The following is a 25,337-nucleotide window of genomic DNA, read 5'->3' on the forward strand; positions in this document are numbered from 1 at the left end:
TATTTTGTGTTGGATAGCGGACAATATCAGCAGCTATATTAACTTGAGTATGATTATGCAATTCCCTGATGATGACAACGGCCAGCTCCTGTCTGAAATTGCTGCAGCCGGTGTAGATCTCACCCAGATGCACAGCATCGATTTTTTTATTTTGTTCGAACAAAAAGCCGACGCCGAGCGTTTTATGAACGCCATCGCAGAAGATGAGTTGGCACCAAAAACCAAATTGGATACCTGTCCGGATACCGGTGTATGGGAAGTCGTCACTTCTGTGGCTATGGTGCCCGAGCACCAGCTGTTAAGTCAGACCGAGCAATACCTTGAGTCTATCGCAAACAGCCACGAGGGCTATGGTGACGGGTGGGGAATACTCGCCGAATAACACTCGGACCAGAAGAATGCAGAGCCCAAAGTGCTCTGCATTAGCTTTTGTCTGCAGTACGATAACTGCCCTGATAATCAAAAATCTTTTCTGTGACCTGCCAGCCATATTTCTTATGTTGCCGGGCAATTACAAAATCTGGCGCCGACAATAATGTGGCATCCACCTGCTCAGCATCAGTCCAGGTACTCACACGCACACCTGTACGACAATGCTTTTCAAATTGGCGCACAAAATATCCTCGACTCGCAGGCTTAGCAAAGTCAAACACTTCGCTCACACTGGCCCCGTCTTCATCGAAATACGTAATTTTCAGCAACTGCGCTCTAACCACTTCCCCGCTCAGGCCGCTGCATCGCAGCACCATGGCGTTTTTCAGGTTCAATGCGGCTCTCAGTTTATCGTCCGGATCCGTCAACATTACCCCGCAACTGTGGCACTGACGTGCAGCGATATCATTTTCTGCGCCACAGCTGTCACACTCTTTAAACTTGAAACGATAATCACATTGCTGCTCATCGCCGTCATCGTCCTGCAACAGCCCCTGACAACGCCGACCAAAGTGCTCAATCACACGTCCCTGTTCGTCGTATTTGCCCCAGAAGACATTGCCAAATCCGCAGCCGGGGCACAACACTTGTACAGGTTCATTGTCCGAATTCGGCTTCTTACTGCCCACTTCAGGGTGAAACAGGTCAAACTCATTGGCAGCGTAATCAATCACCAGACAGTCTTTCTTGCCCTCACTCAGACGCAAGCCTCTCCCCACTATTTGCTGGTACAGACTCACCGACTCTGTGGGCCTTAAGATCGCAATGACATCCACATGTGGCGCATCAAAACCCGTAGTTAATACCGATACATTAACCAGATATTTGATCTCTCGGCGCTTAAAGGCCGCGATGATCTCATCTCGTTCGTGGTTATCTGTATCACCCAGCACCAGTGCTGTTTGTCCATCAGGTAAATACCTTTTAATTTCTTTGGCATGTAAGACGGTTGCAGCAAATATCATGACACCGTGGCGCTGTTCACTGATGGACATTACGTGTTCAATGATGCTCTTGGTTGCCCGGGTATTGCTTTGCAGCAGCTGGTTCATATCCGTTTCGCTATATCGCCCAAACGCATTACTGTCCAACGCTGAAAAATCATAATTCTCAACCGCGGGGTCAAGCTGCTTAGGTGGCGTAAGATAACCGTTTTTAATCATATAGCGCAGAGGTAATTCGTAAATACAGCGTCGAAAAGGGCTAGTATTACTGCCCCGAACAAAACCGTGATAGTGACTGTGATACACCCACCCACTGCCAAGCCGATATGGGGTTGCCGTCAGACCAAGTATCTTTAGCGCCGGGTTAAACTGCCGTAAGCGCGCAATCACTGCCATATACTGGCTGTCGTCTTCACCGCTGACCCTGTGACATTCATCAATAATCAGCAAAGAATAGAAGGTATCAATGGCTTCTAGATTTCGAGCCAATGACTGCACACTGGCAAATGTCACCTGATGATTCAGCTCTTTTTGTTTTAAACCAGCGGAGTAAATGCTCGCAGATAAACCATAACTCTGATATTTCTCGGCATTTTGCTCAACCAACTCTTTGACATGTGTCATGACTAGAATTTTATGTCTGGCCAGTCGAGCCAGCTGTGCAATAACCAGGCTTTTACCAGCCCCGGTTGGCAGAACAATTACCGCACTGTCATCTGACTTTTTAAAATGAGCTACGGTATTTGCAACGGCTTCTTCTTGATAGGGTCTTAGTGTGTAAATAGGGACACCTGACTATATTAACGACAGAGGGTTTTCGATTAAGATATGGACTAACGAGATATGAAATATGAACCCAGAAAAGGTATCTTTAACCACATAAGCCAGCCATTTAAATAATATGACTGGCTTACACGGTGCGGTAATTAGATTTTGTGGTCTTCTAAGTTAACATCAACAAAAGCTTTTGGTGTTTTACCGCGACCAGTCCATTCAAATACTTCACCGTCTTTTTCAATACGGTATTTTGGACGTACTTTGCTGCGCTTATCAGTTGCTGTTTCGGAAGCAAAATCTTCTAAAGACAATCCTTTTTCTTTAATCAGTGCCAAAACTTCTTTTTTGGCTTCTTCCTGTTTTGCCTGCTCATCAATGGCGGCTTGGATAAGCTCCAGCGCTTTATTCAAATCACTGTAACTTGCAGTCTTAATAAAAGATCTTATTTCACGCATTGGATTACTCTCGTAGATTGTTGAATTTAGAATTTTATGAGTTAATTAAGCTCGGTATATAGAGAGTATATTATATTTATCTCTTTTCAAATTAAAAGTAGTTAAATTTATAATATCCATTGATAATTACTCAATATTAGCCATCAATTAAACTCAGAGCTTGTCTCAACACCGAACATTGGCCTCTACTGTCACAACGACTAACGCATCCAAACCTTCACTTCTGCCAAACCATTAGACTGTAACAGCTGCAACTGAGATTCAACATTTTGACTTTGCTCAAATTCAAACGCATCAAGCTGTTCATCAAATATAATGGTGGCTGCACCATCCCCGCCCCGTTGTTTCACTTCGTGTAACGCGATATCAGCGAGGTTAACAGATGCTTCCCAACCAATGACCTGCCCCCCAAGTAACGGCAGAGGATAAAAGGACCAGCCTACCGACACGCTCAGATTCAGAGATTTTCCGTTGGGCAACTTAAAATCAAATTGAGCAATCGCTTTACATAGCTCGCTGACATACCGTTCAACTTCAGAACATTTAAAGTCCCTCAAAAGCAGTAAAAACTCATCACCACTCCAGCGCGCGACATAATCTGATCCCTGAGTACGGGTATTGAGCAAAGTTGCTAGTTGCTGTAAACAGCTGTCACCACCAATTGGGCCATAGGCATCGTTGATTTTACTGAAACTATCAATATTGAGGATCATCAGTACCAGACTTTTATCCTGCTGTCGCAAAGACTGCGCATTACGCTGATAGTGCTCAATATCCTTCGGGAGTTGATCAAACAAAAAGCGGCGACTTCGTAAGCCTGTCAGTTCATCTGAGTGGCTGACCAACTTTAGCTGAGTGTTGACCTGATTGAGTTTATCATTGGCTTTTCTGAGCTCTGTCGTACGTTCAGCAACCAGGGCTTCCAGCGCGGCTTGCTTGCGTCGCTCCTGAGTACGAAATACCCAGAACACAAGATAAAACAAAAACATAAAGCCGCAGGTGATGATTAAGCGGAAAAATACGGTTTCATCAAAACGCTGTGGCAATTGAAGGTTAAGCGACAAGTTATGTGCCTGCTGCCAGTCCTGACCACGCCGCTTTACTTGTAGTAAGAAGGTAAAATCACCAGGCGGCAGGTTGGTATAAATGGCTTCACGCCGGGATTGCGCATCGCGCCACTGGGCATCGTGACCTTCCAGCTTATAGCGAAACTCTATGCTCTGCGGCGCATAAAAATCGATGGCCGTATAGCGAATGGTCAGGTCCCGTTCACTGGTGTCCAGCTCAACCGGGCCTAGCAGCCTGTCTGGTGTCAGATTACGTGTGGCAGTGACAATACTTTCAAACTTAGGAGCCAGCTCTGCGGCGCTGAATAACTGTACTTTTTTAGGGATGCGCACGATGCCCTGCAAGCTGGGATACAAAAGATAATCGTCCTGCTCAACAACGGCATCATGACCTAATCCCGTACAACATTGACTCGGTACACCATCCAATTGTCGATCAAAGGGGTTAATGACCTGCTCTACCTGCAGGTTTTGGACGGGCTCACGGAACTGTGCAATCGGCATGCGATACACGCCTTTCATGGTACTGACCCAAACCAGCTCCTGCGACTTGTCAAAGTGTAACGATAAGATCGGCCCGTAAGGTAACCCGTGGGATGCATCAAGCTGATGCCAGTCCCCATCCTGGCTGCGATAATACAATCCATCGTAAAACGTACCGACCAGGGTTGCACTGCCTTCAACATGCAAGATACTGGTGACATAGGCAGATTCAAGCGATGTCTGTCCACCTATTTTTTCTATGCCACGTTCATTGTATTTATAGGCGCCTTTATCCGTGCCGATAAATCCAAAACGCGGAAAATCTACAACATAGGTAATAAACTGGCTGCCCAGAAAGGCATTGTAAGTAAAAGGTGTCAGACCACTGTAATCTAACCGGTAAAGACCCCGTCCGGTACCCAGCCACAACCCGCCCTGATTGGAAGGTGTCAGAGTAAAGACCTGAGTCTGGCGAAACTCACGATTAGGGATAGCGAGCAGTTTGTCATCTTCATAAATAACCACACCACGGCCGGTCCCCAGAAACAAGCGCTCGCCGATGAACTCCATGTCGTGAATTTCCACCCCATTGAGCTGAGATGCACTGATCACGGGTTCGTAATTATCATTGCTGTCAAGTCGGCCAACCCCCTCTCGGGTAGCAACCCAAACATTCCCTTGCAAATCTTGTGTGATAGCAGAAATCGCCTGCTCCCGCTGTGGGCCGACAGAGAAGCGCTCTACCCGCCCGGCATGCGCCAGCCAGAGACCTTCGTTAATACTGGCCATCCACACATTGCCGTCATCATCAATAAAAATGTCGGTAAACCAAATTCCCTGGTCCAGCTGCGCCAATTCAACATATTGCCATTGACCACCACTTTCTTTGTACAACAGCCGGCCATAGGTAGATACCCACATACCTCCTTGCTGATCGCTCAAAAACTTATAGGTCGCGTTGTTACCTATTTCGTCGTAGCGCCTGAGCACCTCATCAAAGTCGAGAAAATATGCTCCCAACTGAGAAGCGAGAAAAAGCTTACCGTCAATCCATGCCAGATCATGAATATTGGTTTGTGCCAGCTGACGTGGCAGTGATATTTTGCTGGATAGCTCCAGCCGCATGTCATTAGAGCCCATAGACTGGGACTCACTGATCCGCAACAAATGGCGCTCGTTAACCAACCAAATACCCTGCGGGGATGAGGTCATTTTTGTTACAGAGCCGACAATTTGACTGATGTGTGTCAGGGAGAGTTTTTTACTGTCGAGGTTATTTTCAGCTAAGGTCAGGCGTTTAGCTGACACATAATATAAGCCATTTGCTGCAACCCAGATATTACCATGATGATCTTCGAGAATATCTCTGACTTCACCCTGGACTTCGAAACGCTCGGTTGTAAGGGTTTGCGGATTTAATCGGGTTACCCCTCTACGGGTGCCAATCCATAGCATACCAAAGCGGTCAACAAAGAGCTTATTAACCGCATTGCTATCCAGAAACTCACTATTTTGCGTTGTGTAGTTACTGAACTGTAAGCCGTCAAATCGACTTAGTCCAAACTGTGTACCAAGCCAGATATAACCTTGCTGGTCCTGAACCACACTCTTGATACTTTGCGATGGTAGGCCATTTTGCATACTCCACTGTTTAACAACATAATCATTAATTGCCGCATTCACACCTGTGGTGAATATGCATAGCAACAGTAGAAGTATAAATCGCATAGGCTCCCTCTTCGTACCCGTAATTAAATTAGCCGCCCAGGACACCTGTTTTAAACAAAGCTTGCAAACAAATCAATGAAAATATCCCGGCAAGCAGGTCATCTGCCATTATTCCCAGGCCACCATGCAGCTTTCTATCCAGTATTCGAATTGGACCTGGCTTTGCAATATCAAAAAAGCGAAATAATAAAAAACCAACCAGTAGCGACTGCCAGCTAATTGCAGCCCCTATCATAGTGATATAAAACCCGGCGACTTCATCCCATACAATTGCAGGGTGATCATGTACGCCTACATCACGAGCAGTCTTGCCACAGATCCAAAACCCCGCCAGACTGAGCAAAACGGCTAAAGTGATCTGCACCCATAACGGCTGCCCCATTGTCAGCAGAATAAATGGCAGTGCAGCTAAAGTACCAAAAGTACCGGGGGCTTTAGGTGCTAACCCTAAACCAAACCCCAGCGCTAGAAAATGATGTGGGCGTTTGAGGTTGAATGATAACGGCTTATTCAAACCTGCTCCTATTAAAAGTGTTGATAACCGCTACGCGGTAATGGGCATTTTTCCCCCGCCTGCAACAACTCAAGCTTGCCAACCGACGCGGTTACCTGACCGATACAGACAGGGTCCACACCATACTGACGAAGACGCGCCTCGACGGCGCCTTTATTGCTGTCGTTTACGGTAAACAACAGTTCATAGTCATCGCCATACGCCAGCCCCAGTTCATGACGCAAAGATACAGGCTCTAATTGCTGCAGAGTCGGTGACATTGGTACATCTTCAATATTGACCAAAGCGCCGACTCCTGACTTATTCAATATGTGCTGCAAATCAGCTAGCAAGCCATCTGAAATATCGATGCAGGCAGTTGCCATGCCCCGCAACACTTGTCCAGCCGCTACTCTCGGGGTTGGGAAATGTAACTTTTCTTCGAGGCGCTTTAACTGAGTTGCTTCTAGCGGTAGCTGACGCTTACGGGCTTCAATTGCCAAAGCGGCATCACCCAGCTCTCCCGTAACATAAATCCAGTCACCCACTTTAGCGCCAGAGCGCGTCAGTGCTTTGTCATTTGGAATGATCCCTTTGGCACAGATAGTGATGGTCAGCGGGCCCTGAGTTGTGTCCCCACCTATCAGCTGAACATTGTAATACTCTGCAATTTCATGCATACCCTCGGTAAACGCTTCCAGCCAATCCATATCGACCTCAGGCAGAGTTAAGCCAATGGAGATCCACGTTGGCTCTGCGCCCATAGCGGCAAGATCGCTGAGATTAACGGCCAAGGCACGATGACCTAATGCTCTGGGTGGAATGTCTTCGAAAAAGTGTACACCGGCAACCAGGGTGTCTGTGGTAATGGCAAGTTGGTGCTTGTCAGGAACCGTCACTATGGCACAATCATCACCAATGCCAACCTTTACATCACGACGCGCAATGCCGCGCCCCTTGAAGTAATGATTGATTAACTCAAATTCCTTCATACATTAAAAAAGCCGGCCCATGCCGGCTCTCCTCACGGTCTCGATTACTTGCGGATTATCTTAACCGCTTTGTCCAGTACGCCGTTGACAAATTTGTGACTGTCTTCAGCACCAAACATTTTCGCCAGCTCAATCCCTTCGTTAATGGCGACTTTGTAAGGGACGTCTTCGCGGAATTTTAACTCGTAAATGCTGACGCGTAATACAGCTTTTTCAACCATATCCAGGTCATCAAATGGACGAGACAAATGCGGCGTCATCAACTCATCTAGCTGTTTGCAGTTTACTGCAACACCACGTGCCAGATCTTTGAAGTACTCTACATCAACCTTTGAAACGTCGTTTTCGATCAGCATTTGCTGCTCGATATCAGCAATGGGGTTGCCACTTAGCTGCCAAGAATATACTGCCTGAAGGGCAAGGACACGCGCCTTACGTCTAGCTGCTGGTTTCACTGAGATTCCTCTTAAATTTGCTCTAGCACGTTCACCATTTCCAGTGCACCAAGTGCAGCTTCGCCACCCTTGTTACCCATTTTGGTTCCCGCGCGCTCGATGGCCTGCTCAATACTTTCCGTGGTTAACACACCAAAGGCAACCGGGATATCGTAGTCCATAGACACGCTCGCCAGGCCTTTGTTTGACTCATTTGCAACCAGGTCGAAATGAGGTGTACCGCCACGAATGATGACACCTAATGCAATGATGGCATCGTGTTCTTTTTTCATTGCAACACGCTTAGCCGCTAAAGGTAATTCTACTGCACCCGGTACATACACAACAGTGATGTCCTCGTCCTTTACGCCACCTGTACGCTTTAACTCATCAACTGCGCCTTCTAACAGGCTGCTACCAATAAAGTCGTTAAAACGAGAGATGACAATGGCAAATTTCTTGCCCGGTGCGTATTTATTACCTTCGATGATTTTCATTAGATGATTCCTAATCTAGTATAAGCAATTGCCAAATTGAGGCGCATAATAGCATAGAAAAAGACGAAACGCCTACAGGGAAATCCCCGTCAGGCGCTCGTTGTGCTATGAGTAAATTATTGAGGTTCGACGTAATCGACAACTTCCAGGTGGAAGCCAGACAGGGCATGGTATTTTTTCGGCAAGCTCATCAGGCGCATTTTGTTAATCCCCAGATCGGCGAGAATTTGCGAGCCCACTCCCACTGTTCTGGATGTACCCTGAAACTTACGGTAGTTAGGCTTCTCACCGGCATCCTCCGCCGCAAACGCCTTCACCAATTGCTCCAGGTCCTCTGTTTTCTCTTGTTTGCCCAGAATAACCAAGACGCCATTGTTGTCGGCAATGTATTTCATTGCTCCATGTAGCGTCCAGCTGCGGTCTGCACTGCGGTCGGATAACAAGGTATCATTGAACGTGCTTTGCAGGTGAACTCGCACTAAAGTTGCCTCATCGGCACTCACTTCACCTTTTAATAATGCGTAGTGCAGCTGGTTATCTATGGTGTCTTTATATGTCACCAATTTAAACTCACCGTATTCGGTAGGCAGCTTACATTCTGCGACTTTTTCAATCGTCGTTTCATTGAGGTTACGATATTCGATTAAATCGGCGATGGTGCCAATTTTGATATCGTGCTCTTTAGCAAACACTTCCAGTTCGGGACGTCTGGCCATTGTGCCATCCGGGTTAAGGATCTCAACAATCACTGAGGATGGTTCAAGACCCGCCAGGCGCGCTAAGTCACAACCTGCTTCCGTATGGCCAGCGCGGGTTAACACGCCACCGGGCTGTGCCATGATCGGGAAAATATGGCCAGGCTGCACTATGTCTTCCGGTACCGCACCTTTAGCAACAGCCGCCTGCACTGTACGGGCACGATCTGCTGCCGAGATACCTGTGGTCACGCCTTTAGCGGCCTCAATCGACATAGTGAAATTGGTTGAGAACTGGGCGCCGTTATTTTTAACCATCAGGGGCAAGTCTAACTGCTGACAGCGCTCTTGCGTCATCGTCAAACAGATCAGGCCACGGCCATAGGTCGCCATAAAATTAATTGCTTCTGGCGTGATATGCTCTGCCGCAATGATCAGATCGCCTTCATTTTCCCGGTCTTCATCATCCATCAGAATCACCATTTTACCGGCTTTAATGTCATCGATGATTTCTTGTGCGCTGTTTAAACTCATAATCTTCCCGTTAGTAAGTGCGTTATTGGCAAGTTATTTAATAAAGCCAGCTTTGGCCAACAAGCTGGTTGTGAGAGTTGATTGCTCCGTATCGGCCGGTACACCTTGGATCAGCCTTTCGAGATAGCGCGCTATCTGATCTACTTCCAGGTTGAGTAATGTCCCCACCTTAAAGTCAGCGATGGTGGTCTCTTGTGCTGTGTGTGGCACTATTGTCAGTTTGAATTTGTCTTCATCCAACTCATTGACTGTCAGACTGATCCCATCAATCGCCACTGAGCCTTTGTACGGAATGTATTTCATTAATTGCGATGGCGCTTTGAGCCAGTATTCTGTAGCACGCGCATTCGGCTTAACGGCCACCACTTCTGCAATGCCATCAACGTGGCCGGATACTAAGTGGCCACCAAGCCGTGAGATCGGTTGCAAGGCTTTTTCCAGATTAACGAGCTGGCCAACCCGGTACTCACCAAAGCGAGTCAACTTGAGCGTTTCATTTGACACATCGGCACGAAAACCGTCAGCGAATTTTTCAACAACGGTCAGGCACACACCATTGGTGGCGATGCTGTCGCCAAGCTGCACATCATCCATATTCAAGGTGGTACTGGTAACCCGTACACTCAGGTCTCCCTGCTTAAGGGTCAGCTCCGTTAATGTGCCTGTTGCTTCAATGATGCCTGTAAACATAATGCCTTACTTACCTTTTTTATGTGCCGTAATGCGGATATCTGTACCTATCGGTGTCATCTCTGTGAGCGTTAACTCTGTGACCTGGCTCATTGCCTGTAAAGGTGCACTGTTAAACAAGTCTTTGCCGTCTGTACCGATAATTTTAGGTGCCAGATAAATCAAATATTCATCAATCAGACCCTGCTGATGCATGGCCCCCGCTAAGGTCGCGCCGCCCTCGAGCCAGACCTGATTAATGTTTCGCTCGGCCAGAAACGCCAGCGCCGCGTGCAGGTCAATTTTACCAGCACAGGTCTTAATCTTAATTTGCTCTACGAAATGTGGCCAGTTGTGCTGATTATCAAGGTCTGAACGTAAAATAACGACTGGCGCGGTTATTTTAAACAGAGCCAGTTCCGGGTGAAGACGGTTTTGTGAGTCAATAATCACCCGAACGGGTTGACGCCATTGCTCAACAGGTCGCTTGATATCGATCAGCTCTTCTGCGCGGACATTGAGCCGAGCATCATCCACCAGTACTGTATCAGCGCCCGTCAAAATTGCGCAACTTTGCGCCCGCCCCAGCTGCACATCGCGTCGCGCCGCCGGTCCTGTGATCCATTTACTCTCGCCATTACCCAGAGCCGTTTTGCCATCCAGACTCGCAGCCAGCTTACAGATAACATAAGGCAGGCCTTGCTCCATCCGCTTTAAGAAACCTTTGTTAAGTGCCCGCGCCTGTTGTTCAAGTAGTCCCGAAGCTGTTTCTATCCCCGCGTCATTGAGCATCGCAAGTCCTCGTCCCGCAACTTCTGGGTTGGGGTCGACCATCGCAGCGATGACTTTACTGACGCCGGCTTCGATCAGGCCTTTTGCACATGGTGGTGTACGGCCATAGTGACTGCAGGGTTCAAGTGTTACGTAAGCCGTCGCGCCCTGAGCCTGCTCGGCAGCCTCTCGCAGAGCATGCACTTCCGCATGTGGCTCACCGGCACGCAAGTGAAACCCTTCACCGACAATTTCGCCGTTATTAACTATCACACAGCCGACATTGGGGTTAGGTGTGGTCGTAAAACAGCCCTGTTTAGCCAACTCAATGGCGCGTGCCATAAAAGTACGATCGGCTTGTGTAAAACTCATTCATCCCCCAGTCTGGCAATTTCTTCACCAAACTCTTTCACATCTTCAAAGCAACGATACACCGAAGCAAAGCGCACATAGGCCACTTTATCGAGTTTTTTGAGCGCTTCCATAATACATTCACCCACCAATTGACTGGGCACTTCTCGCTCACCGGTAGCACGCAATTGAGATTTTATTTGATGAACGACTTCTTCTATCTGCTCAGTGCTCACCGGGCGCTTTTCAAGCGCTCGATGCAAACCATTTTGCAGTTTATCTTCATTAAATGGTTCTCTGGAGCCATCTTGCTTGATCACTCTGGGCATCACCAACTCGGCCCCTTCAAACGTGGTAAAACGCTCGTGACATAAAATACACTCACGTCGCCTGCGTACCTGGTGACCCGAGCCAACTAACCGTGAATCTATCACTTTGGTTTCTTTTGCCGTACAAAAAGGACAGTGCATAAACACTCACTATGAAAAACTGACAAACGCCCAATCTGCGCTGGCAAGGTTACAACACAGCTTGGGTCAATTGTTGCCAGTATACCAAGATAGTGGCCATAGGTGCACATAAAAAAAGGCTGCCAGAATGGCAGCCCTCTTGTGTATAACGTCGCGCGCTATTGCTTACGCGTATACAGGCAACTTAGCGCATATCGCTTTTACTTTTTCTTTCACCTGTGCCTGAACCGCTTCATCTTCGATGTTGTCCAGTACGTCACAGATCCAGCCAGCCAGTTCACCCGCTTCTGCTTCTTTAAAGCCGCGACGTGTGATAGCTGGTGAACCAATACGCAAACCAGAAGTCACAAACGGAGAACGAGGGTCGTTTGGTACAGAGTTTTTGTTCACAGTGATGTTCGCACGGCCAAGCGCCGCATCCGCGTCTTTACCTGTGATGTCTTTGTCGATCAGATCAAGCAAGAACAAGTGGTTGTCAGTCTTACCTGAAACAACTTTGTAGCCACGCGCCTGAAGTACAGTAACCATTGCCTGTGCATTTTTTACCACTTGTGTCTGGTATGCTTTGAAGTCATCCTGCAAAGCTTCTTTGAATGCAACAGCTTTTGCTGCAATCACGTGACACAATGGACCACCCTGACCGCCCGGGAATACTGCACTGTTCAGTTTTTTATAGATATCCGCATCACCACATGCTGACAGGATCAAACCACCACGAGGGCCTGCCAGTGTTTTGTGTGTCGTTGTCGTAACAACATGCGCATGTTGGATTGGGCTTGGGTAGATACCAGCCGCAACCAGACCCGCAACGTGTGCCATATCAACCAGCAGGTAAGCACCCACTTTGTCTGCGATTTCACGGAATTTAGCCCAGTCAACAATACCTGAGTAGGCAGAGAAACCACCGATGATCATTTTCGGCTTGTGCTCCAGCGCCAGCGCTTCGACCTGTGCGTAGTCGATTTCGCCAGTCTCTTCGTTCAGGCCATACTGAACCGCATTGTAAGTTTTACCAGAGAAGTTCACGTGTGAACCATGTGTCAGGTGACCACCATGTGCCAGACTCATACCCAACACGGTATCATGCGGCTGAAGCAGCGCTTGGAATACCGCGGCATTTGCCTGAGAGCCCGCGTGTGGCTGAACGTTTGCATAATCACAGCCGAACAGCTCACATGCACGGTCAATCGCCAGTTGCTCAACCACGTCAACGTGCTCACAGCCACCGTAATAACGCTTACCCGGATAACCTTCAGCATATTTGTTTGTTAACTGCGACCCCTGAGCCTCTAGTACGCGTGGGCTACAGTAGTTTTCAGACGCGATAAGCTCAATGTGCTCTTCCTGACGAGTCGTTTCCGACTGGATCGCTTGAAATAGTTCAGGGTCAAAATCTGCAATATTCATGTTACGTTCTAACATGGTGTCTCCTAGGTACACGTAAGATTGGTTTTTGAAGGCTTGATTGTACGCAAATTGCGGCCATTTGCCTATGAAATCGGCGTGAGCCTATTTAATCAAGGATTGAATTTATTTCACAGTGTTTGGGGGATGATATTTTTTTATTTAAACATTTATATTTCTTATTAAAAGTCAAACATACATTTTAAATTGAAATCTATGAAAACTCCCCTACAGACGGCTTGACCGCCATCAAATAGGGGAGCTGGGTGTTCATCAACGCGTCAGGCGTGCCAGCACAGCATCTTTTAAAGCGCTATAATCGGCCGACAAAGGCTCTGCCAGGCAGGGCTTCTCAAGGGCGTTTGCCAGTGCTTCAGGCATTTCAATTGCCTGACCCAACACAGCTTCCACCGTCTCCCGAAATTTCGCTGGGTGTGCTGTCGCCAGAAAAATCCCCGTATCACCGGGTTGTCCATCGACAGTGAGCCCTTCGTAAGCGATGGCTGTATGAGGTTCTGTCACATATCCGGCTTTAGCAACCTGACGCATCACTTCCTGCGTTCTCTCCTCAGACACCGAACGTGAATAAAACTCATCTTTAGGAAAGTACCCATGATCTAACATCGATTCTACACGAGGCCAATTATTAGGTTTACTCACATCCATTGCGTTAGAGATGGACTCTAAAGTAGCGTTGGGCTGCCACTGACCTGACGCAATATATCGTGGTACGGTATCATTTTGATTAGTCGTTGCACTCAGGCGCTTGACTGGCAAACCCAAAGCAGCGGCAATCATTGCAGCACACACGTTGCCGAAATTACCGCTGGGCACAGAAACATGAACCTTGTCTCGCTGAGCCGATGTAAGTTGGGCAAATGCTTCAAAGTAGTAGCATACCTGCGCCAGTAAACGGCTAATATTAATTGAATTAGCTGAGTTCAAACCTAAAGCTTGTTTAAGCTCATCATCCAGAAAGGCTTGTTTTACCAATGCCTGACAATCATCAAAACTGCCCTCTACCGCATAACAATGGATATTCTCACCCAAGGTGGTGAACAGCTTTTGCTGTGCCAGAGAAATCTTGCCCTGAGGATAGAGGATCACCACGTCGACATTGGCCATTTGATAAAAAGCGTGCGCTACCGCAGCGCCTGTATCGCCGCTGGTTGCAGTCAAAATTGTCACCCGCTCCCCCTGGCTGAAGGCGCCGATGCACTGTGCCATAAAGCGACCGCCAAAGTCCTTAAACGCCAGCGTCGGGCCGTGAAAGAGCTCCAGACAGTATTTATTTTCTTCAACTTGAACCAAGCGGGCAGGAAAATCAAATGCCTGCTCGCACATACTTTGCAATGAATCCAGCGGTAATTCATCTCCTATCAGGTGCTTCAACAGAGTCGCACTGCGTTGTGCAAACGGCTGCGCCAGCAAGCCATCGATGTCATCCAGGGGCGTCAATTCAGTAGGGAAGAATACCCCCTGATTTCGACCCAGACCCGTTTTAACCGCTTCGATAAAGGATACCACCTGAGTATCGTCTTTTAAGTTTACCAGTTTCATCCTACTCTCCGTCCTTTATTTCTCTTGTACCTTGTGGGTCTATTCGGCAAATATGGCTGAAGCCATGTTCATTCAAATAATGTTGTTGCAACCATAACTGACAGCGTTGCGCGTCCTGCTCATTTGCGCACAAAGCAAACAGGGTAGGCCCGGCTCCAGAAATGCTCACAGTGAGTGCGCCCAGTTCTGGCAAACTCAACTTCGCCTCGGCATACCCCTTAATTAAAGGTGCCCGATAAGGCTCAGCTATATCATCACGCATCAAAGTGAGCGCGGCATCAAATCTGTGCTGTGCCATCAGTAAAGTAAAGGTACTCAAACGCTGGGCAAACTCCACCGCATCATGAGAGGCCAGTTGCGACGGTAAAACGGCTCTGGCCGCAGCAGTATTCAAAGCGAACCCTGGGTAAGCCACCACCAGCCGCCAGCGGTCATCAACAGGCAAACTCAGGGCTCTGTCTGGTACCAGTTCAGCAGTTAACTGCAATCCACCCAGATAACAGGGAGTGATATTGTCGTAATGACGCGCACCGCTGACCTTCCCCTCAAAATCAGCCATCAACTCAATCATCTGCGTTTGAGACAAGCGGGTCTGTGCAAACGCATCCAGAGCTGCAAATGTCGCTACCACAGAGCAGGCACTGGAACCCAAGCCGGACCCTATGGGTAAGCGCTTTTCTAATGTCAGTTTAACACTGGGCATATCTGCAGCGACATGCGCTCTAAAGTGTACCAGGCACTGATAAGCCAGATTCTCCTCAGCTGCCGACGGGAGCTTAGTTGCGTAGGGCCCGACACATTCAAAACAGTCTTGTTCAGCAGCTTCTGCGCTAACCACATCCCCCAGTAAAGTCCCATCAAGCGGCGCAATCGCGGCACCTAAAGAATCAAAACCGACGCAAAAGTTACCAATAGATGCCGGTGCAAAAAATCGTTTCATAACCCTCTCCTAGCGCGTCAGAGTCTTTAAAATATCGGCAAATACGCCAGCAGCTGTGACTTCAGCCCCGGCACCATAACCCCGGATCACAAAAGGTTTTGGCTGATAATACTGGCTCAGTATTGCAAGGGCGTTTTCCCCGTCACGAATGTCTGACAACGCGTGCGCTTTATCGACGGCCTCAATGCCAACCCGGCAGCGCCCCCCCTCAATCGTGCCAACATAACGCAGTACTTTTCCGTCACTGGCAGCACTGTCAATACGATCCGCAAATGCTCCATCCTGCTCATGTAATCTCGTCATAAACTCATCGACCGAGCTACCTGCTGCAAAGTCAACGGGTACCACGGGCTCGACTTCGATATCTGACAACTCCAGCGCCAGTCCGGACTCACGAGCGATAATAAGCAGCTTACGCGCCACGTCCGTACCTGACAGGTCATCTCGCGGATCCGGCTCAGTAAAACCGCTTTGTTTTGCTTTGGCTGTGGCTTCGGACAGACTCAGGCCGTCCTCCAGTTCACCGAAAATGTAGGACAGAGAACCCGACAGAATGCCACTGAAAGACAGCAATTCATCGCCTGCGCCGAAGAGTAGTTGCAGATTGTCCAGAACCGGCAAACCGGCCCCCACATTCGTTTCATATAAAAAGCGTCGGCCCTTCTGCTGCGCCACCTGCTGTAATGCCTGATAATAACTGTAGTCACTGGTGTTGGCTTTTTTGTTCGCCGCCACAACATGGAACCCGGCCGCAAGAAAATCGTGATACTGGTCGGCCAATTGCTGAGACGAACTACAATCTACGATTACAGGGTTGATCAAATGATTACAGCGTACAAACGCTTCCAGGCTGGCCAGCTCAAAGCCCTGCTCGGCATCCGCAAGTGCTTGTTGCCAACTATCAAAAGGAACGCCCTGCTCATTCAGATAACAGTGCTTTGAATTGGCCACGCCGTAGAGATTCAGTTTAATGTTGCGCTCTGCAAGCCAGGTTTGCTGGCGCTGCAGTTGTGCAATGAGTTCAGTGCCCACCAGGCCGCAGCCCAGCAAAAACACATCGATGGACGGAACATGAGTAAAGAAGTTTTCATGGCATACTTTAACCGCATCCTGACACAACTCCCCCTGGATCACGGCTGAAATAGCACTTTCAGTTGAGTCCTGAGCAATTGCCACAATATTCACCTGGGCCTGTGCCAGTGAGGCAAAAAACTTTGCAGCCAACCCTTTATGTGACTTCATGTTATCGCCCACCAGGGTGACAATCGCCAACGATCGGCGTACTTCTATCGGCTCAATCAGTTGCGCCTGCATCTCCAGTTCAAAGGCACTTTGTAGCGCCTGCAACGCCAACGACAAGTCTTGCTCATGAACACAAAAGCTGATGCTAAATTCACAGGAAGACTGAGTGATCAATACAATTGAGACATTGTCTTTGGCCAATGCCGAAAACACCCTGGCAGCCATCCCCACTTTACCTTTCATGCCCGGGCCAGAGACCGTCAACATAGCCAGTTTATCTAAGCTGGATAACGCTTTAACGGGTTCATCGCCGCCACCTTGTGCCGCTATCACTGAGCCTGGTAACTCGGGAGCATGGGTATTTTTAATCTCACAAGGTACGCCTGCCTTAGCACAAGGTAAGATCGTTTTCGGGTGCAAGACTTTGGCGCCAAAATACGACAGTTCCATGGCTTCTTTGTATGATAAGCGATTTACTTTTGTGGCTTTTTTAATCAGTCGAGGGTCTGCGCTGTATACCCCATCTACATCAGTCCAGATTTGGCAGACGCTAGCCTGAATACACGCAGCAGCAATGGCAGCAGAATAGTCTGAGCCGTTGCGCCCCAAAGTCGTTAACTCGCCTGCACCATTGCGGCCAGTAAAACCGGGCATAATATAGAAGTTTGCAGAGTGCGCTTTGAGCTGCGCCGCAAAACACGCGCGGCTATCGTCAAGCAAGGCTTCAGCATCCAGATAAACATCGTTGGTTACAATGCAGTCTGTCGCCTCAAGATAGCAGGCTTTGTCCGTGCCAAGCATAGCCACCATTAACGCAACACTCACCCGTTCACCAAAACTGATCACATAAGCCTGAATCGCATCGGGACACTGTTTGAGCAGCTTAACACCAGCTAGCTTGTCAGCCAGCGCAGCAAAATCTGGCCATTGAGTCACTTGGTTGAATTCAGCTTCAACCTGTACTTTCAATCCATCCAGGCGTTCTGTCAGGGCATCCCATTGTAGGTTGTAATCTAGTCCTTGGCGTGCCAGCTCACACAACTCGACCAACTTATCCGTTACACCACCTGGTGCAGATAGAACCACTAAGGCCTCGTAATTACCCTGAGTCAGGATCAGCTCCCGTACTCGTTGCAGACAGGCGTAGTCGGCCAGGGATGACCCACCAAACTTCAATACTTGCATGTTTATTTTCCTCATTCCAAAAACAAAAAAAAGGCCTGTGCTCGAAGTGAGCACAGGCCTTTTCTAAAACGCACCGACCTATGCCACTATCCCGTTAGGATGGTGGTGGTAATAATGGTCGTGGTGTTAATAATCTTTTTCATAGACTTTAGACTGCCTGAACATTCAATAAACTGTCAAGCACAAAAATCTAATTTGCGGGGTAAAAATCTATGCAAAAAACTCAAGTTGTGAACAGCAATGAGCAAAATCTATGTTGGAATGAGTCGGACACTGATGTAGTAAGCGAACAGACGAGTGTAAACAAATACATTAAATGTTTACAAATAAGCGGAGGTTAGCGGATCCCGAAGCGACTAAGGGTTGCCTGCAAAGCTTCCGGTTTAACCGGCTTTTCTAAAAATTCGAGTGCACCCAGTTTGGCCACCCGCGCCTTCATTTCACCTTGAATATCAGCAGAAATAACCACCACATAGGTTTCTATCACCTGCCGTTTAATGGCCTCCAGCACCGCAATACCATCCATTTCCGGCATGGTCAGGTCAAGACAGACTAAATCGATGTGGCGTGTCGCCAGCACATCGAGTGCTTCGCGCCCGTTAGTGGCCTGACAAATATCGGCATCCAGCATACCGCTTAGACAGCGGATCACTTGTTTGCGGGCAACGACTGAATCGTCACAAACTAATACAGAGTAGCTCATAGGGTGAATTGTCAAATAATCTTTATTGTTCTGATCTGGGATAAAGGTTATTGTTGTGATTAAACTTATAACATAATAATCCTCGTCCAGTAAGTGGCAGAGGAACAAATTCCTTGCGATATCAGATTGAGATTAATATTTATTTTTAGCACTTTATTGGCTAACTTTAAGTGTATTAAACGCGCACAAACCCGTTGTTAGGAGCAAAGAACACTTCATGCTGCAAAAAAGTCTGTCAAAGAAGCTGCTCACAAACGTCTTGTCGGTTTACTTTTTGCTTACCTTCGTCGTTACCTGTGGACAGGTGGTCGCTGAGTATGTCAATACCAAGGACTATATTCGCAACGAGTTAACCATGCTGCAAAAAACCTTTAGTCGCAGTCTGACTCGGGCGATATGGGAGCTCAACACCAAACAAACCGTCACGACCGCTGAAGGTTTATTGGCGATCCCGATGATCGAAGGGATCATAGTGCGTGATGACAGCGGTGAAATAATTTCCCAACTGGGCCGCTCACTGAATATCCATGAGTTATACAGCCAGCAATTAGTGCAAGAAGAAGCATTGATTGAAGACACCCCTTCAGGTTTATTTGGCTACACCTTTCCCCTGATCTTTGAGTTTTCCGGGCGCGCTACACAGGTAGGTGACGTCACCTTGTTTTCGAGTCGGGAAGTGGTATTCAGCCGCATCATGATATCCATTTATTTTCTGATCGGTAATGCCATGGTCAAGACCACCTTTTTGATCATCTTGTTTTTACTTGCATTCAGAAAGTTGCTTACCGAACCCCTGACCGATCTGACTGAGCAAATTGATGACTTTGAAATAGATAATGTTGATGGCCATAAAATTGATATAGATACCACGGAGCGCAACGAGCTCAAGGTCATGGAAGAGGCCTTTAACAAACTCATTGACCGAATTGCTGATTACCGCAAAAAACTGGATCAGGCCCAGAAAGAGCTTTTGATCAGTAACGAAAAACTGGACCAGCACAACATCCAGCTGGAGCAGGAAGTGGCGCGTAAAACGTCAAACTTGTCCCAGGCAATGATGGATCTGCAGCAACAAAAGTATGAGCTGGAAAAACAAAAACTTACGCTCACCGAAGAGATTGATCTGAGACGCCAAACCGAAGAAGAGTTACTCACCAAGCAAAAAGAGCTGGAAAAATATGTTGATGAGCTCAATATGGCACAAGAGCGACTGGTCGGCTCAGAGAAAATGGCTGCGCTGGGTGGCCTCGTGGCTGGTATTACCCACGATATAAATACCCCCGTTGGAATTGGGGTAACCGCAACATCATTCTTACAGGAACGCTTAGAGCGCCTTGAGTCAGCCTATCGGGATAAAACCTTATCGCCCAAAGCGCTGGAAGAATTTATCAATGAAGCCAAGCAAAGCACCAGCCTGCTCACAACTAACCTCGACAGGGCCTCAGAGCTGGTGGCCAGCTTTAAGCAGATTGCAGTTGATCAGGCCAGTGAAGCCGTTCGCACCATTAATTTTAAACAGTATCTGGGCGAGGTGATCCGCTCTTTACATCCCAAACTCAAGAAAACCGCCCACATCGTTAACGTTGATTGTCCGGAAGAGCTTACTCTGCACCTCCCGGCTGGTGCTATCAGTCAGATTTTCACCAACCTGATCATGAATTCACTGATCCATGGTTTCGAAGGTATCGCTCAGGGCACCATCGACATTGAGATCAGAGAAGAAAACAACGACGTGTTTATTGTTTACAAAGACAATGGTAAAGGTGTCAGCAAAGCACAACTGGAGAAACTCTTCGACCCCTTCTTTACTACCAAGCGAGAACAAGGCGGCAGTGGTTTAGGCACTCACATCACTTTCAATCTGGTGAAGCAGACGCTCAATGGAGACATTGAAGTCAATTCCGAAGAAGGCAACGGCCTGACCTACTATATTCGCTTCCCAAAAGAGCTACAAAAGAGCGTCGCGATGTTCAGTTAATACCCACGTAAACCGACACGGCAAATTATCTGCCAAGAGCCTTTGCCCGAGGGCGTGTCGGTTTGCTATGATGCGGGTCGATTTTACTCTTCGGAACCTGTTCTATGTGGTTTAGCAATCTTATCTGTTACCGATTTAAACAAGACGTCTCCTACGCTCAGGAAGACTTTGAAGCGGCACTGGAGCACGACGTATTTCGTCCGTGTGGTAGCCAGGACATGAGCACTTTTGGCTGGACCAAAGCACTGGGCAAACATGGCCAGACATTGAGTCATTTCTCTCAGCACTGTATTTTGGTTTGTGCAAAACGAGAAGAAAAAGTACTGCCGGCTTCCGTCATCAATGAGATGGTCGCTGAGAAAATCGAATCGATCGAGCAAGAAGAGAATCGCCCGGTCAAGAAAAAAGAAAAAGACGAAATAAAAGAAAACATCACTGCGACACTGTTACCTCAGGCATTCAAAAAATCCAGTTTGCAGTTTGCCTTTATTGACCAGAAAAACGGCTGGTTAATCGTCAACAGTGGCAGCTTCAATAAAGCGGAGGAGTTGACGGCCCTGCTACGTAAATCTCTGGGTACTCTGCCCATTGTTCCGGCATTCGCCAATTACGATCTGGATCTGTTCCTGACTGACTGGCTGACTCAGTTTGCAGTACCTGAGGGCTTTGCGATCGGCTCCGACGCCGAGCTTCAAGAGGCCGATGACAATGGCGCACAAGTAAAGCTGAAACAGCATGACCTGGCCAGTGATGAAATTAAACTTCATTTGGAACACGGTAAGCGCGTGACAAAGCTGGGCATGGACTGGCGTGAGCGTGTTCAGTTTACCCTACAAAATGATGGCTCCCTCAAGCGCTTAAGCTTCAGCGATACATTAAAAGAGCAAAATGCGGATATTCCTAAAGAAGATATGGCAGTCAAATTAGACGCCGACTTTATTTTGGTGTCTGAAGAAATCAAAGAGCTGCTGGAAGAGTTGTCCCAGGGCCTGGGTGACCAGGAAGACCTGTAAAAGAAGGCAGGATGCGACAGCCTCCTGCCCTGCTCACTATCGCGGCTATGAAAAGGCCGCCTTGATGTCGTTCAACATATCCTGATATTCATCGTCGTAAAACATGTCGACTGATCCCAGCACACCTTTTTCCTCATAAACATGTAATGCCGCCGCTTTGTCGGATACCTGCAATATCCCCTCAACAATAGCGCCAACTCGGATAAAGTCCACATAGCATACATGTCCAGGTTTATAGTTTGGATTGGCCCAACTTTCAGCCACCTCAACAAACTCTTCAGTAAAGCCCCACTCACGCATAATAGCACCACCAATTCGGCCACCGAGCTTTTGAATTGCATGTGCCAGAAAGCTTGGGTTCGCAAAGACTTCCGGGTGGTGCTCTGCTTCTGTCAGGATAGGCAACACCCCAATGTTAAAGACCAAAGAAGCCAACGTGATGGTGTCTTTGTTTAGCGATGTATGTTTATTTACCCGCAGATAGAAGTCCATTGTGGTGATTGCCTGACAGGCCACTTTCAGGGTTTTTTGCCAGGCTTTGTCCATGTAGGTTTTGATCAGTTTGTTCTGCGACACAAACAACTGCTCCATCGCCATAGCCGTCGCGACATTCTTTACCTGTCGCAAGCCGATGCGAGTGACCGCCTGATTAAGCGTATTCACCTTCACAGTACGACCTAAAAATGCACTGTTCGCGACTTTAATCATACGTGCAGCCAGCGCTGGATCATGGGAGATCACCTCTGCCATTTGCATAAGATTAACTTCCGGGTCATCCGCAGCCTGACGGACCCGAACGGCAATTTCGGGCAGGGTAGGCAAAACCAGGGTATCGTTATTTATTTTATCAATCAAAATCGTCAACAAGGCATTTTCAGTAGACATATTGGTTCAATCCTCGAATTTATTGGCCTCTGGTGCGCAGCATCTGTCTTTTGCGCCAGACAATGTGCTGTTCATGCTATTAGTATTGTCTAACTTAAAGAGTAAGTTAAGAAAAGTATAAAAATTATTCGTGACATGCGACACACATCCAACCATTCACCTGAGATAAAATATTCCCTCACTTTATATTATGAAGGCAGCAAGTTGCGCAGAATTCATGTAATGTATACACCCGACATAATAATACGGACAATCTATGCGCCACTTATGCTCGAGTGTTGTGGCGTCGTAGAAGACAGTCCGACGCACCCTCAATGAAGGAAAAATGATGAAACGCGCAATGTTACCCACAGCCATCATGCTGGCTTGTGGCGTTATGCTCAGTGCATGTTCTGAGCCACAAAAACCATCAAGTACCGAGGCTCAGCCACAGGCAAATAACTCAGACACCGGATATCAGCTGAAAGACTTGTCGCCTGCCCGACTGGATATCTATACTGAAGTTACGCTCAATAGCGATCTCTCGCACCTCACTGATAACCAGAAAAAAATGCTGGGCCTGTTGATCGAAGCCTCGAAAATCATGGACGATCTGTTTTGGCAGCAAGCCTTCGGCATGAACAAAGCCGAGTTTCTGGCAAATATCAAAGATCCGAAAGTGCGCCAGTTCGCCGACATTAACTATGGCCCCTGGGATCGTCTTAATGGCGACAAGGTCTTCCTGGAGGGCTTTGCAGACAAAGCGCCCGGTGCTCAATTCTACCCAAGCGATATCAGCAAAGACGAGTTAAATCAGGCTGATGTGAAAGATAAAGCCGGTTTGTATTCTCTGATCAAACGTGACGCACAGGGTCAGCTTTATAGCGTAGCTTACTCAGAAGCTTATCAGACAGAGCTGGATACTGCGGCTCAGCTACTACGCGATGCCAGTAAGTTAGCAGTCGATAAACAGTTTTCCAAATACCTGAACCTCAGAGCGGATGCACTGGTCAACAACAGTTACCAGAGTTCAGACTTCGCCTGGATGGATATGAAAAATAACCCCATCGACGTGGTGATTGGTCCAATCGAAACTTACGAAGATCAGCTGTTTGGCTATCGCACAGCATTTGAGTCTTATGTCTTGGTCAAAGACATGGCCTGGAGCGAACGTCTGGCAAAATTTGCTGCATTCCTGCCCGAACTGCAACAAGGGCTACCGGTTGATGCGAAATATAAGCAAGAGGTGCCTGGCTCAGATGCCGATCTTAATGCGTACGATGTGATTTACTACGCCGGCCACTCTAATGCGGGCAGCAAAACCATTGCTATCAATTTGCCAAACGATGAAGAAGTACAGTTGCAAAAAGGCACGCGTCGCCTGCAGCTGAAAAATGCCATGCAAGCCAAATTCGACAAAATCCTGGTGCCTATTGCAGACCAGCTGATAGTGCCGGAGCAGCGTAAACACATTACCTTCGATGCATTCTTTGCAAATACGATGTTCCATGAAGTTGCCCATGGTCTGGGTATCAAAAACACCATTACTGGTAAAGGGACTGTTCGTCAGTCACTTCAGGAACATGCCAGTGCACTGGAAGAAGGCAAAGCCGATATTCTGGGCCTCTACATGGTTGAGCAGCTATTGAAAAAAGGCGAAATCAGCGAAGGAACACTGGAAGATTATTATGTGACCTTTATGGCGGGTATTTTCCGCTCTGTCCGCTTTGGTGCCTCCAGCGCCCATGGTAAAGCGAACATGATCCGCTTTAACTTCTTTAAGCAGGAAGGGGCATTTTCGAAAAACGCCGATGGTCTGTATCAGGTCGATATGGCCAAAATGGGTGCTGCAATGGAAAAACTATCTAATTTGATCCTGACCCTGCAGGGTGATGGTGATTATCAGAAGGTCGATCAATTGCTGGCCACTCATGGTGACATTAAGGCTGAACTGCAAGCGGATCTCGATAAGCTGGCAGCTGCCAATATTCCGGTCGATGTGACTTTTAAGCAAGGCAAAGCAGTGTTAGGACTGTAGTCCTAACACCACACATCTACCGGATCAGGCGCTCACTTCGAGCGCCTTTTTTATTTCGCTAATCTGTTGTTCGCTGTATGGCACCGCGGGCAACACACCCCATACCGGTTTTGGCCAGGCAGCATCGTGCTCAAAACGCGCAATATGATGCACGTGCAGCTGAGGCACCATATTGCCCAGTGCAGCTACATTCAATTTATGCGGGTTAAACACATCTTTAATTAAGCGGCTTAGTTTGGCTGATTCCTGCCAAAACTGCAGTTGCTGCTCTGTCGTCAGGTCAATGATCTCTCGCATGCCCGATACTCGCGGTACCAGTACAAACCAAGGGTATTGACTATCATTCAATAACAATAGCTTACATAAAGGCCAGTCTGCTAATTCTATGCAGTCACGTTGAAGTTCCGGCGCCAGTTGAAAAATGCTCATCGTATTCTATCGGGTCTGTGATCTGTGGCCTCACTGTAGCGAACTTCCACAGCAAAATCGACCAGATAAAAGGGATTCGCTTCACTATACCTCGTCTGTCGGATTTTATTGCCATCCAGAAACACAGTCTTTACCATCAACGCTCTTAAACCAAATCAACACAACTAAAAAGGTGACTCTGTGCGCAAT

At 47.8% G+C, this 25,337-nt stretch carries 22 protein-coding genes; 4 read left to right on the forward strand and 18 right to left on the reverse strand.

The annotated features are described in order from the left end of the window. The first annotated feature begins 55 nt into the window (after positions 1 to 55). A complete protein-coding gene (locus tag NH568_RS14805) occupies positions 56 to 382 on the forward strand; it encodes a ribonuclease E inhibitor RraB (protein WP_253048423.1) in 327 nt (108 codons plus the stop codon). Between the two features lie 40 nt (positions 383 to 422). Here NH568_RS14805 and NH568_RS14810 read toward each other — a convergent pair whose 3' ends face one another. The 16 genes from NH568_RS14810 to NH568_RS14885 form a co-directional block, all read right to left on the reverse strand. Then, the gene (locus tag NH568_RS14810; RefSeq protein ID WP_253048618.1) at positions 423 to 2,159 is read right to left on the reverse strand and encodes a DEAD/DEAH box helicase; all 1,737 of its coding nucleotides are present in this window, start codon (positions 2,157 to 2,159) and stop codon (positions 423 to 425) included. A gap of 143 nt (positions 2,160 to 2,302) precedes the next feature. Further along, positions 2,303 to 2,608, reverse strand: a complete 306-nt coding sequence (locus NH568_RS14815) for an H-NS histone family protein (RefSeq protein ID WP_253048424.1) — start codon at positions 2,606 to 2,608, stop codon at positions 2,303 to 2,305. A gap of 200 nt (positions 2,609 to 2,808) precedes the next feature. Next, a complete protein-coding gene (locus NH568_RS14820; protein WP_253048425.1) occupies positions 2,809 to 5,886 on the reverse strand; it encodes a ligand-binding sensor domain-containing diguanylate cyclase in 3,078 nt (1,025 codons plus the stop codon). Between the two features lie 28 nt (positions 5,887 to 5,914). After that, the gene (locus tag NH568_RS14825) at positions 5,915 to 6,400 is read right to left on the reverse strand and encodes a phosphatidylglycerophosphatase A (protein WP_253048426.1); all 486 of its coding nucleotides are present in this window, start codon (positions 6,398 to 6,400) and stop codon (positions 5,915 to 5,917) included. 11 nt (positions 6,401 to 6,411) lie between these two features. Further along, positions 6,412 to 7,371 (reverse strand): thiamine-phosphate kinase, encoded by a 960-nt coding sequence (thiL, locus tag NH568_RS14830; RefSeq protein WP_253048427.1) that lies wholly within the window; start codon positions 7,369 to 7,371, stop codon positions 6,412 to 6,414. A 44-nt stretch (positions 7,372 to 7,415) separates the two neighbouring features. After that, the gene (gene nusB, locus NH568_RS14835) at positions 7,416 to 7,826 is read right to left on the reverse strand and encodes a transcription antitermination factor NusB (RefSeq protein ID WP_010382792.1); all 411 of its coding nucleotides are present in this window, start codon (positions 7,824 to 7,826) and stop codon (positions 7,416 to 7,418) included. A gap of 11 nt (positions 7,827 to 7,837) precedes the next feature. Beyond that, positions 7,838 to 8,302: a 6,7-dimethyl-8-ribityllumazine synthase gene (gene ribE / locus NH568_RS14840; RefSeq protein WP_054015454.1), complete on the reverse strand. Its 465-nt coding sequence runs from the start codon at positions 8,300 to 8,302 to the stop codon at positions 7,838 to 7,840. A 116-nt stretch (positions 8,303 to 8,418) separates the two neighbouring features. Next, positions 8,419 to 9,531: a bifunctional 3,4-dihydroxy-2-butanone-4-phosphate synthase/GTP cyclohydrolase II gene (gene ribBA, locus NH568_RS14845; protein ID WP_253048428.1), complete on the reverse strand. Its 1,113-nt coding sequence runs from the start codon at positions 9,529 to 9,531 to the stop codon at positions 8,419 to 8,421. Between the two features lie 33 nt (positions 9,532 to 9,564). Continuing rightward, positions 9,565 to 10,221, reverse strand: a complete 657-nt coding sequence (locus tag NH568_RS14850) for a riboflavin synthase (protein WP_253048429.1) — start codon at positions 10,219 to 10,221, stop codon at positions 9,565 to 9,567. A gap of 6 nt (positions 10,222 to 10,227) precedes the next feature. Continuing rightward, positions 10,228 to 11,343 (reverse strand): bifunctional diaminohydroxyphosphoribosylaminopyrimidine deaminase/5-amino-6-(5-phosphoribosylamino)uracil reductase RibD, encoded by a 1,116-nt coding sequence (gene ribD, locus NH568_RS14855; RefSeq protein ID WP_253048430.1) that lies wholly within the window; start codon positions 11,341 to 11,343, stop codon positions 10,228 to 10,230. Next, the gene (gene nrdR / locus NH568_RS14860) at positions 11,340 to 11,792 is read right to left on the reverse strand and encodes a transcriptional regulator NrdR (RefSeq protein ID WP_010382799.1); all 453 of its coding nucleotides are present in this window, start codon (positions 11,790 to 11,792) and stop codon (positions 11,340 to 11,342) included. Before nrdR ends, ribD begins: the two co-directional genes overlap by 4 nt. Positions 11,793 to 11,957: 165 nt before the next feature. Then, a complete protein-coding gene (gene glyA / locus NH568_RS14865) occupies positions 11,958 to 13,214 on the reverse strand; it encodes a serine hydroxymethyltransferase (protein WP_253048431.1) in 1,257 nt (418 codons plus the stop codon). A 255-nt stretch (positions 13,215 to 13,469) separates the two neighbouring features. Continuing rightward, a complete protein-coding gene (gene thrC, locus NH568_RS14870) occupies positions 13,470 to 14,756 on the reverse strand; it encodes a threonine synthase (protein ID WP_253048432.1) in 1,287 nt (428 codons plus the stop codon). A gap of 1 nt (position 14,757) precedes the next feature. After that, a complete protein-coding gene (thrB, locus tag NH568_RS14875; protein WP_253048433.1) occupies positions 14,758 to 15,696 on the reverse strand; it encodes a homoserine kinase in 939 nt (312 codons plus the stop codon). Positions 15,697 to 15,705: 9 nt separating this feature from the next. Beyond that, the gene (thrA, locus tag NH568_RS14880; protein WP_253048434.1) at positions 15,706 to 18,123 is read right to left on the reverse strand and encodes a bifunctional aspartate kinase/homoserine dehydrogenase I; all 2,418 of its coding nucleotides are present in this window, start codon (positions 18,121 to 18,123) and stop codon (positions 15,706 to 15,708) included. Positions 18,124 to 18,460: 337 nt separating this feature from the next. Next, entirely contained in the window at positions 18,461 to 18,826 is a 366-nt protein-coding gene (locus tag NH568_RS14885; RefSeq protein WP_138546445.1) for a response regulator, read from the reverse strand. Positions 18,827 to 19,043: 217 nt separating this feature from the next. Between NH568_RS14885 and NH568_RS14890 the strand changes: the two genes are divergently transcribed. Next, positions 19,044 to 20,804, forward strand: coding sequence for a HAMP domain-containing sensor histidine kinase (locus tag NH568_RS14890; protein WP_138550092.1), 1,761 nt, complete (start codon positions 19,044 to 19,046; stop codon positions 20,802 to 20,804). A 104-nt stretch (positions 20,805 to 20,908) separates the two neighbouring features. Beyond that, positions 20,909 to 21,817 carry a recombination-associated protein RdgC gene (rdgC, locus tag NH568_RS14895; protein ID WP_253048436.1) on the forward strand — a complete coding sequence of 303 codons (909 nt, stop codon included), beginning with the start codon at positions 20,909 to 20,911 and terminating at the stop codon, positions 21,815 to 21,817. A gap of 45 nt (positions 21,818 to 21,862) precedes the next feature. Here rdgC and NH568_RS14900 read toward each other — a convergent pair whose 3' ends face one another. After that, positions 21,863 to 22,702, reverse strand: a complete 840-nt coding sequence (locus NH568_RS14900; protein ID WP_054015464.1) for an HDOD domain-containing protein — start codon at positions 22,700 to 22,702, stop codon at positions 21,863 to 21,865. A gap of 328 nt (positions 22,703 to 23,030) precedes the next feature. On the opposite strand from NH568_RS14900, the gene NH568_RS14905 reads away from it, so the two are divergent. Further along, positions 23,031 to 24,719, forward strand: coding sequence for a Zn-dependent hydrolase (locus tag NH568_RS14905; RefSeq protein ID WP_253048619.1), 1,689 nt, complete (start codon positions 23,031 to 23,033; stop codon positions 24,717 to 24,719). 24 nt (positions 24,720 to 24,743) lie between these two features. On the opposite strand, the gene NH568_RS14910 is transcribed toward NH568_RS14905, so the two are convergent. Continuing rightward, positions 24,744 to 25,148, reverse strand: a complete 405-nt coding sequence (locus NH568_RS14910; RefSeq protein WP_253048438.1) for an HIT family protein — start codon at positions 25,146 to 25,148, stop codon at positions 24,744 to 24,746. Positions 25,149 to 25,337: the final 189 nt, after the last annotated feature.

Origin of the sequence: Pseudoalteromonas sp. XMcav2-N (genome assembly GCF_024124545.1) — a bacterium.
GTDB lineage: Bacteria > Pseudomonadota > Gammaproteobacteria > Enterobacterales > Alteromonadaceae > Pseudoalteromonas.